General features: G+C 32.6%; 18 protein-coding genes. 1 reads left to right on the forward strand and 17 read right to left on the reverse strand.

Annotated elements, in window-relative coordinates; genetic code table 11:
* The first annotated feature begins 71 nt into the window (after positions 1–71).
* Positions 72–1436, forward strand: a complete 1365-nt coding sequence (locus M4I23_RS11295) for a carboxypeptidase-like regulatory domain-containing protein (RefSeq protein ID WP_249754459.1) — start codon at positions 72–74, stop codon at positions 1434–1436.
* Here M4I23_RS11295 and M4I23_RS11300 read toward each other — a convergent pair.
* The 17 genes from M4I23_RS11300 to rplF form a co-directional block, all read right to left on the reverse strand.
* Positions 1422–2336, reverse strand: coding sequence for a dimethylarginine dimethylaminohydrolase family protein (locus M4I23_RS11300; RefSeq protein ID WP_249754460.1), 915 nt, complete (start codon positions 2334–2336; stop codon positions 1422–1424). The two genes, M4I23_RS11295 and M4I23_RS11300, sit on opposite strands and share 15 nt — an antisense overlap.
* Before the next feature lie 71 nt (positions 2337–2407).
* The gene (locus M4I23_RS11305; protein ID WP_158844876.1) at positions 2408–3694 is read right to left on the reverse strand and encodes a citrate synthase; all 1287 of its coding nucleotides are present in this window, start codon (positions 3692–3694) and stop codon (positions 2408–2410) included.
* 174 nt (positions 3695–3868) lie between these two features.
* Positions 3869–5161, reverse strand: coding sequence for a phosphopyruvate hydratase (gene eno, locus M4I23_RS11310; RefSeq protein WP_249754461.1), 1293 nt, complete (start codon positions 5159–5161; stop codon positions 3869–3871).
* Between the two features lie 164 nt (positions 5162–5325).
* Positions 5326–6432, reverse strand: a complete 1107-nt coding sequence (gene carA, locus M4I23_RS11315; RefSeq protein ID WP_158844882.1) for a glutamine-hydrolyzing carbamoyl-phosphate synthase small subunit — start codon at positions 6430–6432, stop codon at positions 5326–5328.
* Positions 6433–6542: 110 nt separating this feature from the next.
* Positions 6543–7013, reverse strand: coding sequence for a 50S ribosomal protein L17 (rplQ, locus tag M4I23_RS11320; RefSeq protein ID WP_249754462.1), 471 nt, complete (start codon positions 7011–7013; stop codon positions 6543–6545).
* A gap of 58 nt (positions 7014–7071) precedes the next feature.
* The gene (locus tag M4I23_RS11325; RefSeq protein WP_249754463.1) at positions 7072–8064 is read right to left on the reverse strand and encodes a DNA-directed RNA polymerase subunit alpha; all 993 of its coding nucleotides are present in this window, start codon (positions 8062–8064) and stop codon (positions 7072–7074) included.
* 94 nt (positions 8065–8158) lie between these two features.
* Complete coding sequence (rpsD, locus tag M4I23_RS11330) at positions 8159–8764, reverse strand: 30S ribosomal protein S4 (protein WP_249754464.1); 606 nt, start codon at positions 8762–8764, stop codon at positions 8159–8161.
* A 192-nt stretch (positions 8765–8956) separates the two neighbouring features.
* Positions 8957–9340 (reverse strand): 30S ribosomal protein S11, encoded by a 384-nt coding sequence (gene rpsK, locus M4I23_RS11335; protein ID WP_042499157.1) that lies wholly within the window; start codon positions 9338–9340, stop codon positions 8957–8959.
* A 99-nt stretch (positions 9341–9439) separates the two neighbouring features.
* Complete coding sequence (rpsM, locus tag M4I23_RS11340) at positions 9440–9814, reverse strand: 30S ribosomal protein S13 (RefSeq protein ID WP_042499155.1); 375 nt, start codon at positions 9812–9814, stop codon at positions 9440–9442.
* A gap of 2 nt (positions 9815–9816) precedes the next feature.
* Positions 9817–9933, reverse strand: a complete 117-nt coding sequence (ykgO, locus tag M4I23_RS11345; RefSeq protein ID WP_083243899.1) for a type B 50S ribosomal protein L36 — start codon at positions 9931–9933, stop codon at positions 9817–9819.
* 10 nt (positions 9934–9943) lie between these two features.
* The gene (gene infA, locus M4I23_RS11350) at positions 9944–10159 is read right to left on the reverse strand and encodes a translation initiation factor IF-1 (RefSeq protein WP_007094967.1); all 216 of its coding nucleotides are present in this window, start codon (positions 10157–10159) and stop codon (positions 9944–9946) included.
* A gap of 8 nt (positions 10160–10167) precedes the next feature.
* Positions 10168–11514 (reverse strand): preprotein translocase subunit SecY, encoded by a 1347-nt coding sequence (gene secY / locus M4I23_RS11355; protein WP_158844888.1) that lies wholly within the window; start codon positions 11512–11514, stop codon positions 10168–10170.
* Positions 11515–11528: 14 nt separating this feature from the next.
* Positions 11529–11981, reverse strand: coding sequence for a 50S ribosomal protein L15 (gene rplO / locus M4I23_RS11360; protein ID WP_158844891.1), 453 nt, complete (start codon positions 11979–11981; stop codon positions 11529–11531).
* Positions 11982–11992: 11 nt separating this feature from the next.
* Complete coding sequence (rpmD, locus tag M4I23_RS11365; RefSeq protein ID WP_042499151.1) at positions 11993–12175, reverse strand: 50S ribosomal protein L30; 183 nt, start codon at positions 12173–12175, stop codon at positions 11993–11995.
* 11 nt (positions 12176–12186) lie between these two features.
* Complete coding sequence (rpsE, locus tag M4I23_RS11370; RefSeq protein ID WP_158844894.1) at positions 12187–12711, reverse strand: 30S ribosomal protein S5; 525 nt, start codon at positions 12709–12711, stop codon at positions 12187–12189.
* Positions 12712–12717: 6 nt separating this feature from the next.
* On the reverse strand, positions 12718–13071 hold the full coding sequence (rplR, locus tag M4I23_RS11375) for a 50S ribosomal protein L18 (RefSeq protein ID WP_158844897.1): 354 nt from the start codon (positions 13069–13071) through the stop codon (positions 12718–12720).
* A 10-nt stretch (positions 13072–13081) separates the two neighbouring features.
* Complete coding sequence (gene rplF, locus M4I23_RS11380) at positions 13082–13624, reverse strand: 50S ribosomal protein L6 (RefSeq protein ID WP_158844899.1); 543 nt, start codon at positions 13622–13624, stop codon at positions 13082–13084.
* Positions 13625–13631 lie beyond the last annotated feature (7 nt).

Consider the following 13631-nt stretch of genomic DNA (forward strand, 5'->3'; position numbering starts at 1 on the left):
GAAGTATCATAACTTTAAATAAAATAATAAAAACACCTCTTTTTAAATTTAATAAAGACATGAAATATTGAATGCTCATATTATTATCAACCTACAGCTTATTTGGGCAAAACATGCAAGGAACAATTGTAGATTCTGATACTAATGCACCTTTAGAAAATGTAACTGTTTATTTTAAAAAAATAAAAAAAGGAACAAACACAAATACAAAAGGCGAGTTTATTTTAAAGTTAGACTCTAAATTAAATGCTTCAGATACCATTTTTATCTCAATGATTGGTTACCACTCCAAAACCACGACTTCTTCTGAATTAAAAAAAACTGATTTCAAAATTCGTATTTTAAAAAAAACTGAACAGCTCAACAAAATTGTTGTATCATCTAATCAAAAATTAAAAACCTACATTTCATATAAAAAATTAGCACCTTTAAAAAGAGGGATTCATTCTTTTGGTTCGGAATTAATTGATAATAAAATATACCTTATTGCTGGTGATGCATCATATATTGAAGATAATCAAAAAAAAGCCCTTCTTGAAATGCAAATGAGAGCGCAAGCAACATTTTCCGACCTATTAAGAAGGATAAGTTCAAGTCCTAATCCTACTTACGAAACTTATAAAGGTGAGCTGCAAGTTTATGATCTTAAAACAAATTCTTGGAAAAGAAAAGAATTAAAGTTCAAAAAGCGAGCCTACCATAATATCAACTATTTTAATAACAACATTTATGTTTTAGGAGGAAAAGGATTATCTGCAAACAAAAAGAAGGAGTATTTAAATAATATCATAGAGATTTACGATATTAAAAATGACAGTATAATTATTGATAAAACAAACCCACATCAAGCCATTAACTTTGCGTCTTTTAGTTATAATAATAACCTTATAGTTATGGGAGGTTCAGTTAAAATGAATAAAAGAGGTGAAAAGATTTATACTGATAAATCTCATATTTACAACGTAGATACTGGCTATTGGTATGAACTGAAAAATATGACCAAGGCTAAAGAAGTAAAAGGTGTTTTAATTGAAAATATAATTTACTTAATTGGTGGTTTTAACGGTAAACCACTAACAGAAATAGAAACCTATAATATTACCACTGGAACATGGACTACTGAAGGTGATTTATTTAGTGGCTTGAAGAATCCTGCATTAGCATACTCAAATAATATGATATATATTTTTGAAAAATCTAAGCTATTAACATACAATATTATTACAAAAACGCTGAATGAATATAATATCAACCTAAAATTAGAAGCTTCAAGAATTCATTATTACAAAAACAAACTATATGTTGTTGGTGGTTATATTATAAACGACTATTCTAAATCACCATCCTCAAATTTATACAGTATTGATATTAACGAGTTTGAAACAACTAAAATTATTAACTCGAAAATATTTAGCCAAAATTTAATCTCTAATTAATGGCATTGTAGTACAACGTAATAAGCCTTCTTGCTTACTTATTTCAGCATACGAAACCTCTTCTACTGTAAAACCCTCACTACGTAACCAAGCGTTTAAACGTGTGAAATTCTTATCAGAAATAATAACATCTTCTGAAATAGAGAACACATTACTATTCATTTGATACATTTCATCTTTCGTTATTTCGAAAACCTTGTCCTTTCCGAAGAAATCAACTAACCATTCGTATTCCTTTTCAACTAAAAAACCGTTTTTATGGATTATTGCTTTATCTTTTCCTATAGGTTGGAAGCAACAATCTAGATGAAGTGCATTTTCTTTAGCGACAGTGTTCGATTTTCGAAGCTCAAAAGACTTTACTATTTTCTCTGGAAACAATTCTTGAATGGCAATAACAGCGTCCATATTTGTACGCGCGGTTATTAAATCTGGATAATCTTCACCAGAGTATGTACCAATAAAAATATAATCGTTCCACGGCATCACATCACCACCCTCAACATGGCAATCTTCTGGTAGAATAATTCTATTATTTACATCTATTTGATCGCAGATATATTGAATAGCTTCTACCTCTTCTTCTCTATCTGGTAAAATATTAGCTCTAATTATCTTATCTTCAATTACAAAAGCGATGTCCCGAGAAAATATCTGGTTACAATCCTTAATAACTTTTGGCCGGTAAACCTTGACTTCATATTTCTTAAAAACTTCTGCAACTTCATCCAATTCAGAAATCATATCAACTTCTTTAGGATAAGTACCTGCCAATACATGTTCCACACTTTTAGGGTCGTAGCAATCTTCTACAGCCGGAACTGATCCATTACTTTCTGCTATACCTAAAATAACGGCACGCAGTCTTGACGTTTCGTTTTTAACATTTAATTTTATCATTCGGTAAATATAAAAAAAGCTCCATAACAATTAAGTTATGAAGCTTTTTTTATTTTTTAAAAGATGTTATTTTATCTTTTTTCTACAGGAACAAAACTTCTTAAAGTTTTACCTACATATAATTGTCTTGGACGTCCTATTGGCTCTTTGTTTAAACGCATTTCACGCCATTGAGCAATCCAACCTGGTAAGCGTCCTAAAGCGAACATTACAGTAAACATATCTGTTGGGATACCCATAGCTCTATAGATAATTCCTGAATAGAAATCAACGTTAGGATATAAATTTCTATCAACAAAGTACTTATCTTCTAAAGCTTCTTTTTCAAGACCTTTTGCAATAGACAAGATAGGATCATCGACACCTAAATCATCTAAAACTTCATCGGCAGCTATTTTAATAATTTTTGCACGTGGATCAAAGTTTTTATAAACACGATGCCCAAAGCCCATTAGACGAAAAGGATCATTTTTATCTTTAGCTTTTGCCATGTATTTTTTAGTATCTCCATCATCAGCTTTTATAGCTTCCAGCATTTCTAAAACGGCTTGATTAGCACCACCATGGAGTGGTCCCCATAATGCAGAAATACCAGCAGAAATTGATGCAAATAATCCGGCATGCGATGAACCAACAATTCTAACCGTAGATGTAGAACAGTTTTGCTCGTGATCTGCATGTAAAATTAATAGTTTATCTAAAGCATTAATTAAAACTTCATCATGTACATACTCTTCATTAGGTTGTTTAAACATCATTTTAAGAATGTTTTCCACGTACCCTAAATTCTTGTCACCATAATCAAGCGGTAAGCCACTCTTTTTACGCATGGTCCATGCTACTAATACAGGAAATTTACCTAATATTTTCACGATGGTATGATACAAATCTTCTTCGGAATCAACATTAACTGAACTTGGATTAAAAGCTGTTAACGCACTCGTTAAAGATGATAAAACACCCATTGGGTGTGCAGATTTTGGGAAAGCGTCTAAAATTTTATGAACGTCCTCATCAACTATTGAGTTTTTCTTGATATCATCATGAAACTTTTCAAGTTGCTCTTTATTTGGAAGTTCTCCAAAAATTAGAAGAAAAGCAACCTCTAAAAAATCAGCTTTTTCAGCTAATTCTTCGATAGAATAACCTCTGTAACGCAAAATACCTTTTTCGCCATCTAAAAATGTTATAGCACTTTCACACGATCCTGTATTCTTAAAACCTGGATCTAAGGTGGTTACACCACCTGTTACGCTTCTAAACGTTTTAATATCCATGGCTACTTCATCTTCCGTTCCTGTAATTAAAGGAAACTCGTGTTTTTTGCCGTTTATTTCTAGTATAGCTTTATTTGACATAGTTTTATAAAAAAATTTAATTTAAGTTGGGCTAATTTACAAAATATCTGCTTATTTATTTTAGAATATCGCAAACCATTTCGTCATTTTAAGAATTATTAACAACAATAGTCAATAAAAAAGCGATTATTAAAAAAATAATCGCTTTTGATATATAAACTTAAAAAATGTGGTTTATTTTACTTTGAATGCATTTTCTTGAGGAAAATGAGCTACTTCACCCAATTCTTCTTCAATACGAAGTAATTGATTGTATTTAGCCATACGATCACTACGTGAAGCAGATCCTGTTTTAATTTGACCACAATTAAGCGCTACTGCTAAATCTGCAATAGTTGTATCTTCAGTTTCTCCAGAACGGTGAGACATTACAGTTGTATAACCAGCATTTTTAGCCATGTTTACAGCAGCAATAGTTTCAGTTAAAGAACCAATTTGGTTTACTTTAATCAAGATTGAATTAGCAATACCTTCTTTGATACCACGAGCTAAACGCTCTACGTTAGTTACAAATAAATCATCACCAACTAATTGTACTTTATCTCCAATTAATTCAGTAAGGTATTTAGTTCCTTCCCAATCGTTTTCATCCATTCCGTCTTCAATAGAAATAATTGGATACTTAGCAGCCAATTCAGCTAAATATTCAGCTTGTTCTTTTGAAGTTCTAATCATACCTTTATCTCCTTCGAATTTAGTATAATCATATTTTCCATCAACAAAAAATTCTGCAGAAGCACAATCTAAAGCAATTTTTACTTCGTCACCAAATTTATAACCTGCATTTTCAACAGCTTTTGCAATAGTTTCTAAAGCATCTTCTGTTCCGCCTGGTAAATTAGGAGCAAAACCACCTTCATCACCAACAGCAGTACTTAAATCTCTATCGTGTAATACTTTTTTAAGGTTATGGAAAATTTCAGTTCCCATTTGCATAGCATGTGTAAAGTTTTTAGCTTTAACAGGCATGATCATAAATTCTTGAAACGCAATTGGAGCATCACTATGAGAACCACCGTTAATAATGTTCATCATTGGTAATGGTAACGTATTAGCAGAAACACCACCTACGTAACGGTATAAAGGTAAACCTAACTCACCAGCTGCAGCTTTAGCAACCGCTAAAGACACACCTAAAATAGCATTGGCACCTAATTTTGATTTGTTTGGAGTTCCGTCCAACTCAATCATCATCTTATCGATTAGATTTTGTTCGAATACAGAAACACCTAATAATTCTTGAGCAATAATAGAATTAACATTGTCAACGGCTTTTAAAACACCTTTGCCCATGTATGCATTACCACCATCTCTTAATTCAACGGCTTCATGCTCTCCTGTAGATGCGCCAGATGGCACAGCAGCTCTTCCTAAAACATCGTTTTCTGTTACAACATCTACTTCAACAGTAGGATTTCCTCTAGAATCAAAAATTTGTCTAGCATGGATATTAATTATTATGCTCATAATTTTGTTTTTTTAGTCTTATTATTACTTCAAATTTACGGTTTAATCTTGTGAATTTTTATATGTTTTTAAATAAATTTATAAAAACACTTCTACAACGTTTTAGTAAAAGAAAACCTCATATAACGTATAGATTATTTGAGGTTTTCTTTTATTTAAAATAATTATTTATTTTTTATATTTTCGATAAATTGATCGAATAAATATTCAGAATCATGAGGTCCTGGACTAGCTTCTGGATGATATTGAACTGAGAAACAATTCTTATCTTTCATTGCTAAACCTGCAACCGTATCATCGTTTAAATGAAGATGAGTAATCTCTAAATCTAGATTAGCTTCAGCTTCTTCTCTATTAACTGCAAAACCGTGATTTTGAGATGTAACTTCACCTTTACCAGTAATTAGATTTTTAACAGGATGATTTATGCCTCGGTGCCCGTTATGCATTTTATAGGTTGAAACCCCATTCGCCAATGCAATAACTTGATGCCCCAAACAAATACCGAATAAAGGCAAATTACGTTTTATAATTTCTTTTGCCACAGCTTGCGCATCTACCAATGGTTCTGGATCACCAGGGCCATTTGATAAGAAATATCCATCTGGATTGAAAGCTTGCAAATCTTCAAATTTAGCATTGTATGGAAACACTTTAATGTAAGCATCTCTTTTAGCAATATTTCTAAGGATATTCTTTTTAATTCCAATATCTAAAGCAGCTACTTTATATGTTGCATTTTCATCACCATAAAAGTATGGTTCCTTTGTAGAAACCTGTGATGCCAACTCTAAGCCTTCCATATTAGGTTGTTCTGCCAACTGTTTTTTTAAACCTTCAACATTATCTACTTCCGTAGAAATAACAGCATTCATAGCACCATTATCACGAATATAACTTACTAAAGCACGTGTATCGACATCCGAAATCGCAAGTAGATTATTTTTATCCAAAAATTCTTCTAATGAAGCATCAGAATCATCTCTAGAATATTCGTAACTAAAATTTTTAACGATAAGCCCTGCTATTTTAATAGAATCAGATTCTACTTCATTTGCGTTCGTTCCATAATTACCAATATGTGCATTGGTAGCTACCATTAACTGGCCATAATACGAAGGATCGGTAAAAATTTCTTGATAACCTGTCATTCCAGTGTTAAAACATACTTCTCCAAATGCAGTGCCTTGCTTGTTAGCTACTGCTTTACCGTAAAAAATGGTACCATCTGCTAATATGATGATAGCTTTTTGTCTTTTTTGATATTTCATATAGTTGAGATAAAATTCCTTGTATAAGGAACAAAAGTTTTACAAATTTGCACAAAAAAAAGGATAAACTAAAATAGTTTATCCTTAATATATTAAATGCTTATTAACATTTATTCTTCTTCGTTTGAAGTTTTAGTTTCAACAGGAGCAGCTGCTGGCTTAGCGCCACCTCTTCTACTTCTTCTTGTTGTTTTCTTCTTGCCTTTATCTGCGTTATAAATCTCGTTGTAATCAACAAGCTCTATCATTGCCATATCAGCATTATCACCTAAACGATTTCCAAGTTTAATAATTCTTGTATATCCACCTGGTCTGTCAGCTATTTTAGCAGCAACATCTCTAAATAATTCTGCTACAGCTTCCTTTTGTCTTAAACGAGCCATCACAATACGTCTGTTATGTGTTGTATCAACTTTAGACTTAGTAATCATTGGCTCAACAAATTGCTTTAAAGCTTTTGCTTTTGCAACTGTTGTGTTAATACGTTTGTGCTCTATTAAAGAACAAGCCATATTAGCTAACATTGATTTTCTGTGGGCAGTTTTTCTACCTAAGTGGTTTATTTTTTTTCCGTGTCTCATGACATTTGTTTTATCATCTTGCTACTAAACTCGACATCGAGGAGCAAAAAATGATTAATTAATCTTTATCTAATTTGTATTTACTTAAATCCATTCCGAAGTTTAAACCCTTAACATTTACAAGCTCTTCAAGCTCTGTTAAAGACTTTTTACCAAAGTTTCTGAATTTCATTAAATCGTTTTTATTGAAAGATACTAAATCACCTAAAGTATCTACTTCGGCAGCTTTTAAACAATTAAGAGCACGTACAGATAAATCCATATCGATTAACTTAGTTTTAAGTAACTGACGCATGTGAAGAGATTCTTCATCATAAGTTTCAGTTTGTGCAATTTCATCAGCTTCTAAAGTGATACGCTCATCAGAGAATAACATGAAGTGGTGAATTAATGTTTTAGCTCCTTCCGTTAAAGCGTCTTGTGGAGTAATAGATCCATCTGTAATGATTTCAAAAACTAATTTTTCGTAATCAGTTTTTTGTTCAACACGATAATTTTCTATACTATACTTAACATTCTTTATTGGTGTATATATTGAATCGGTAAAAATAGTGCCAACTGGTGCTGAAGCTTTTTTGTTCTCTTCTGCAGGAACATATCCTCTTCCTTTTTCAATTGTAATTTCCATATTGAAATTTACTTTTGGATCTAAGTTACAGATAACTAATTCTGTATTTAATACTTGGAAACCAGAGATAAACTTCTGAAAATCACCAGCTGTAATTTTATCTTGACCAGAAATTGAAATAGAGATAGACTCGTTATCAATATCTTCAATTTGTCTTTTAAAACGAGCTTGTTTTAAGTTTAAGATGATTTCTGTTACATCTTCCACTACTCCAGGAATTGCTGAAAACTCATGATCTACACCTTCTATCCTAACAGACGTTATAGCAAAACCTTCTAAAGAAGATAATAAAACTCTTCTTAGTGCATTACCAACTGTTAGACCGTAACCTGGTTCTAATGGTCTGAATTCGAATTTACCTTCGAAATCAGTAGAATCAATCATGATTACTTTATCAGGTTTCTGAAAATTAAATACTGCCATATTTTTCTTCGTTTTAATTGTTATTTAGTTGCGCGATTTAAAAGTATGAAGAAGACTAACAAATCCTTTGGCTAAATACCAATATAATTAATTATTATTTAGAATATAATTCGACGATGAATTGCTCGTTGATGTTTTCTGGAATTTGGATTCTAGCAGGAACAGAAACATAAGTACCTTGCATAGTAGCTGTATTCCAAGTAATCCATTCGAATACTTGACTTGAGTTTGAAAGTGATCTATCGATCGCTTCAAGTGATTTAGACTTTTCTCTAACAGCAACAACATCTCCAGATTTTAAAGAGTAAGAAGGTATGTTTACCAATTCACCATTAACTGTAATGTGTCTGTGAGATACTAATTGTCTAGCAGCACTTCTTGTTGGAGCAATTCCCATTCTAAATACTACGTTGTCTAATCTAGACTCGCAAAGTTGTAATAAAACTTCACCTGTAATACCTTGAGCAGCTCTTGCTTTCTTAAATAAACCTCTAAATTGACGTTCTAATATACCATAAGTATATTTAGCCTTTTGCTTTTCCATTAATTGGATTGCATATTCAGATTTTTTTCCACGACGTCTTGCGTTTCCGTGTTGTCCAGGAGGATAATTTCTTTTTTCAAAAGATTTATCTTCTCCAAAAATTGCCTCGCCAAATTTACGAGCTATTTTAGTTTTAGGACCAGTATATCTTGCCATAATAAATTGATTTTAAGAGTGATTATGAATTAAGGTCTTAATCTTATCCTTCGATAATCGTTGATCTCTTTTATTGATACTTGTTAATAATTTCAGTTTGCAAATTTACACAAAAAATTAATACCACCTACATACAAGGTGATATTAATTTTTTATACTTGCTTAATTTAAAGCACGCTATTTAAAACGTGATTAAACTCTTCTTCTTTTTGGAGGACGACATCCATTATGTGGTAATGGTGTAACATCAATAATTTCTGTTACTTCAATACCTGCATTATGAATAGAACGAATAGCAGATTCTCTACCATTTCCTGGTCCTTTAACATAAACTTTAACTTTCTTTAAGCCAGCTTCTGTTGCTACTCCTGCAGCATCTTCAGCAGCTAATTGAGCAGCATAAGGTGTGTTTTTCTTAGATCCTCTAAATCCCATTTTACCAGCTGAAGACCATGAAATTACGTCTCCTTTTTTGTTGGTAAGTGAAATAATGATGTTATTGAAAGAAGCTGTAACGTGTGCTTCTCCAACCGCATCAACAATAACTTTACGTTTTTTTGTGCTTGTTTTTGCCATTTTCTTTTAGCTTTTAGTTTTAGTGATAGTCGCTAGAATCCTAAACTATTATAATTTCAAACAGATTCCTTCCAACGTCTAAATACCAAAGACTAATTATTATTTAGTTGCTTTCTTCTTATTAGCAACAGTTTTTCTTCTACCTTTTCTGGTTCTAGAGTTGTTCTTAGTACGTTGTCCTCTTAAAGGAAGACCAGATCTATGACGAATACCTCTGTAACATCCAATATCCATTAATCGCTTAATGTTTAATTGTGTTTCAGAACGTAATTCACCTTCAATTGTAAACGTTCCAACAGCATCACGAATGGCTGCTATTTGGTCATCATTCCAATCTTGAACTTTAATACTTTCATCAACTTTAGCTTCAGCTAAAATTTCTTTTGATCTACTTCTACCTACTCCGTAGATATAAGTTAAGGAAATTACTCCTCTCTTGTTTTTCGGTATGTCTACACCTGCAATTCTTGCCATAATTACCCTTGTCTTTGTTTAAATCTAGGATTCTTTTTGTTTATCACGTAAAGTCTGCCTTTTCTGCGTACGATCTTGCAATCTACACTTCTTTTTTTAATTGATGCTCTTACTTTCATCGTATTCGTATTAGTATCTATAAGTTATTCGAGCCTTAGTTAAATCATAAGGACTCATTTCTAATTTCACTTTATCTCCTGGTAATAACTTAATGTAATGCATACGCATTTTACCTGAGATGTGTGCTGTCACAATGTGACCGTTTTCTAATTCCACTCGGAACATCGCATTAGATAATGCTTCAATAATTGTTCCGTCTTGCTCTATTGCTGCTTGTTTTGCCATAGTATATATTAAGCTACTGCTTTTCTATTTTTACCTGTCTTCATCAAACCATCATAATGTCTATTTAACAAATAAGAATTTATTTGTTGCATAGTATCAATCGCAACACCAACCATAATTAACAGTGATGTACCTCCGAAAAATAAAGCCCAACCTTGTTGCACACCCATTAGCTTAACAATAAAAGCTGGAAATACAGCTAGAACTGCTAAAAATATAGAACCCGGTAAAGTTATCTGAGACATTATTTTATCTAAATACTCCGATGTTTCTGATCCTGGACGTATACCGGGAATAAATCCACCGCTACGTTTTAAATCGTCTGCCATTTTGTTCGTTGGAACAGTAATTGCCGTATAAAAATATGTAAAAACAATAATTAATAAAGCAAAAGTCACGTTGTACCAAAAACCAAATATATCCGAATAGTTAGTCTGCATCCATATGCCGGTTGCTGTTTCCTTAAGGAATGAAGAACCACCAATTAAACTAGGAACAAACATAATAGCCTGAGCAAATATAATTGGCATTACACCAGATGCATTAAGCTTTAAAGGAATATACTGTCTTGATCCAGCCATAGCAGCTTTTTCATAACCACCAGTCGCAGTTCTCCTAGCGTATTGCACTGCAATCTTTCTAACCCCCATAACTAACATGATAGAGCCAAGAATAATTACAAACCAAATAACTAATTCAAAAAGAATAAGCATTACATTGTTTCCTTCTAATCTAGTAGCAGCATTCTGTAAAAACACTTGCGGTAATCTTGCGATAATACCAACCATAATTAAAAGAGAAATACCATTACCAATACCTTTATCCGTAATCTTTTCTCCTAACCACATAGCAAATATACAGCCAGTAACTAGAATTGATACAGATGAGAAATAAAATAATGGTCCTTGTCCTAATAAGAACGCTGCTTCAGGAATACCTAAAGCTGGTAAGCTAGCTAAATACCCTGGTGCTTGTAGTAAACAGATCGCTATAGTTAACCAACGTGTAATTTGAGTGATTTTCTTTTGACCACTTGCGCCTTCCTTTTGTAATTTCTGCAAATAAGGAATCGCAATTCCCATTAACTGAACAACAATAGAAGCCGAAATGTAAGGCATGATACCTAAAGCAAATACCGAAGCATTAGCAAAAGCACCACCTGTAAAGGCATTAAGAATCCCTAATATTCCACTATCAGTTTTATCTGCTAAACTACCTAATAGCGTAGCATCAATTCCTGGTAAAACTATTTGAGCTCCAAAACGATAAACTAATAACAGACTTAATGTAATAAGAATTCTGTTTCTTAGCTCCTCTATTTTCCAAACATTTTTTAACGATTCTATAAATTTCATACTTAAAATAAGTCTTATAACGTTACAGCTTCTCCTCCAGCAGCTTCAATAGCAGCTTTTGCTGAAGCAGTAAACTTATGAGCAGTTACTTTTAATTTTGCCTTTAATTCTCCTCGTCCTAAGATTTTAACTAAATCGTTTTTATCTACTAAACGGTTTGTGAATAAAGTTGCAAAATCAACTGTACCTTCAATTTTCTTGTCATCAACCAATTGTTGCAAAGTATCTAAATTGATACCTTGGTGTTCAATACGATTAATATTAGTAAAACCAAATTTAGGAACACGTCTTTGAAGAGGCATTTGACCACCTTCAAAACCTAATTTCTTAGAATAACCAGAACGAGATTTAGCTCCTTTGTGACCACGTGTAGCGGTACCACCTTTACCAGAACCTTGTCCACGACCTATTCTTTTTCCTTGATTTTTTACTGAACCTTCTGCAGGTTTTAAATTACTTAAATCCATTTTCAGTTATATTATTTTGTTTCTTCAACAGAAACTAAATGTGAAACTTTAGCAACCATACCAAGAATATTTGGTGTAGCCTCATGCTCTTTTACCTGACCAATCTTTTTAAGACCAAGAGCTTCTAAAGTTCTTTTTTGTCTTAGCGTACGATTGATTGCGCTTTTAACTTTTGTTACTTTAATTTTTGCCATCTCTGTCGTTATTAAGCGTTAAAAACTTGTTGAAGTGAAATACCTCTATCTCTTGCAATGGCATTCGCATCTCTTAATTGTAATAAAGCATCAAAAGTTGCTTTTACTACATTATGAGGGTTTGAAGAACCTTGAGATTTTGATAATACATCATGAATCCCAACAGCCTCTAATACTGTACGTACAGCACCACCAGCAATTACACCTGTACCAGGAGCAGCAGGAATAATATTTACTCTTGCTCCACCATATTTACCTTTTTGTTCGTGAGGTAAAGTTCCTTTAATGATAGGAATTCTAACTAGATTTTTCTTAGCATCTTCAACTGCTTTTGCGATTGCACTAGCAACATCTTTAGATTTACCTAAACCTTGTCCTACAACACCAGCTTCATCACCAACCACAACGATTGCCGAGAAACCAAATGCTCTACCACCTTTAGTTACTTTAGTAACCCTTTGTACACCAACTAAACGATCCTTAAGATCTAATCCACCTGGTTTTACTAATTCTGCACTTTTAAATTTTTTCAACATAATTTCTTAAAATTTAAGTCCTGCGGCTCTAGCGCCATCAGCTAATGATTTAATTCTTCCGTGGTATAAATATCCACCTCTATCAAAAGCAATAGTTTCAACACCCGCTTTTAAAGCTTTTTCTCCTACTGCCTTACCAACTAGTTCAGCTATTTCAGATTTATTACCTTTAGCAATTATGTCTTTATCTCTTGAAGATGAAGATGCTAAGGTTTTACCCGTTACATCGTCAACCACTTGAGCATAAATTTCTTTATTACTTCTATAAACAGCTAATCTAGGTCTAGCTTCTGTTCCAGAAACTACCTTGCGAATTCTGTTTTTTATTCTTAGTCGTCTTTCGTTCTTTGTCAATGCCATAACTAATTTATTAAGCTGATTTACCTGCTTTTCTTCTTAATACTTCACCAACAAACTTCACACCTTTTCCTTTATAAGGCTCTGGTGGTCTAAATCCGCGGATCTTTGCAGCTACTTGACCAACTAATTGTTTATCGAATGATGTTAATTTTATAATTGGGTTTTTTCCCTTTTCTGAAATTGTTTCTAACGTTACTTCTGGAGCAATATTTAAAACAATATTATGAGAAAATCCTAAGGCTAAATCTAATTTTTGTCCTTGATTTGATGCTCTATAACCAACACCAACCAATTCTAATTCTTTAGTCCACCCTTTTGATACACCTTCTACCATGTTATTCATTAAAGATCTATATAAACCATGTTTAGCTTTTTGATCTTTAGTATCTGAAGAACGTGCTACCATCACTTTACCATCTTCTACTTTAATTTCGATAGAATCGTAATTTTGTGATAACTCTCCTAATTTTCCTTTTACAGTTACTACGTTATCTTTAACGTCTACTGTTACACCTTCTGGAATGGCTACTGGATTATTTCCTATTCTTGACATTTCTTTC

Origin of the sequence: Algibacter sp. L4_22 (genome assembly GCF_023473045.1) — a bacterium.
GTDB lineage: Bacteria > Bacteroidota > Bacteroidia > Flavobacteriales > Flavobacteriaceae > Algibacter.

Bases quoted from the DNA above. Each gene is read 5' to 3' on its own strand.
- M4I23_RS11325 (WP_249754463.1), bottom strand. From the start codon at position 8,064: ATGGCAGTATTTAATTTTCAGAAACCTGATAAAGTAATCATGATTGAT.
- rpsD (WP_249754464.1), bottom strand. From the start codon at position 8,764: ATGGCAAGATATACTGGTCCTAAAACTAAAATAGCTCGTAAATTTGGC.
- rpsK (WP_042499157.1), bottom strand. From the start codon at position 9,340: ATGGCAAAAACAAGCACAAAAAAACGTAAAGTTATTGTTGATGCGGTT.
- M4I23_RS11305 (WP_158844876.1), bottom strand. From the start codon at position 3,694: ATGTCAAATAAAGCTATACTAGAAATAAACGGCAAAAAACACGAGTTT.
- M4I23_RS11295 (WP_249754459.1), top strand. From the start codon at position 72: ATGCTCATATTATTATCAACCTACAGCTTATTTGGGCAAAACATGCAA.
- rpsE (WP_158844894.1), bottom strand. From the start codon at position 12,711: ATGTTGAAAAAATTTAAAAGTGCAGAATTAGTAAAACCAGGTGGATTA.
- carA (WP_158844882.1), bottom strand. From the start codon at position 6,432: ATGAAATATCAAAAAAGACAAAAAGCTATCATCATATTAGCAGATGGT.
- eno (WP_249754461.1), bottom strand. From the start codon at position 5,161: ATGAGCATAATAATTAATATCCATGCTAGACAAATTTTTGATTCTAGA.
- infA (WP_007094967.1), bottom strand. From the start codon at position 10,159: ATGGCAAAACAAGCAGCAATAGAGCAAGACGGAACAATTATTGAAGCA.
- M4I23_RS11300 (WP_249754460.1), bottom strand. From the start codon at position 2,336: ATGATAAAATTAAATGTTAAAAACGAAACGTCAAGACTGCGTGCCGTT.
- ykgO (WP_083243899.1), bottom strand. From the start codon at position 9,933: ATGAAAGTAAGAGCATCAATTAAAAAAAGAAGTGTAGATTGCAAGATC.
- rpmD (WP_042499151.1), bottom strand. From the start codon at position 12,175: ATGGCAAAAATTAAAGTAACAAAAGTTAAAAGCGCAATCAATCGTACG.
- rplO (WP_158844891.1), bottom strand. From the start codon at position 11,981: ATGGATTTAAGTAATTTAAAACCTGCAGAAGGTTCAGTAAAAAATCAA.
- secY (WP_158844888.1), bottom strand. From the start codon at position 11,514: ATGAAATTTATAGAATCGTTAAAAAATGTTTGGAAAATAGAGGAGCTA.
- rplF (WP_158844899.1), bottom strand. From the start codon at position 13,624: ATGTCAAGAATAGGAAATAATCCAGTAGCCATTCCAGAAGGTGTAACA.
- rplR (WP_158844897.1), bottom strand. From the start codon at position 13,071: ATGGCATTGACAAAGAACGAAAGACGACTAAGAATAAAAAACAGAATT.
- rpsM (WP_042499155.1), bottom strand. From the start codon at position 9,814: ATGGCAAGAATTGCAGGTGTAGACATACCGAAAAACAAGAGAGGAGTA.
- rplQ (WP_249754462.1), bottom strand. From the start codon at position 7,013: ATGAGACACGGAAAAAAAATAAACCACTTAGGTAGAAAAACTGCCCAC.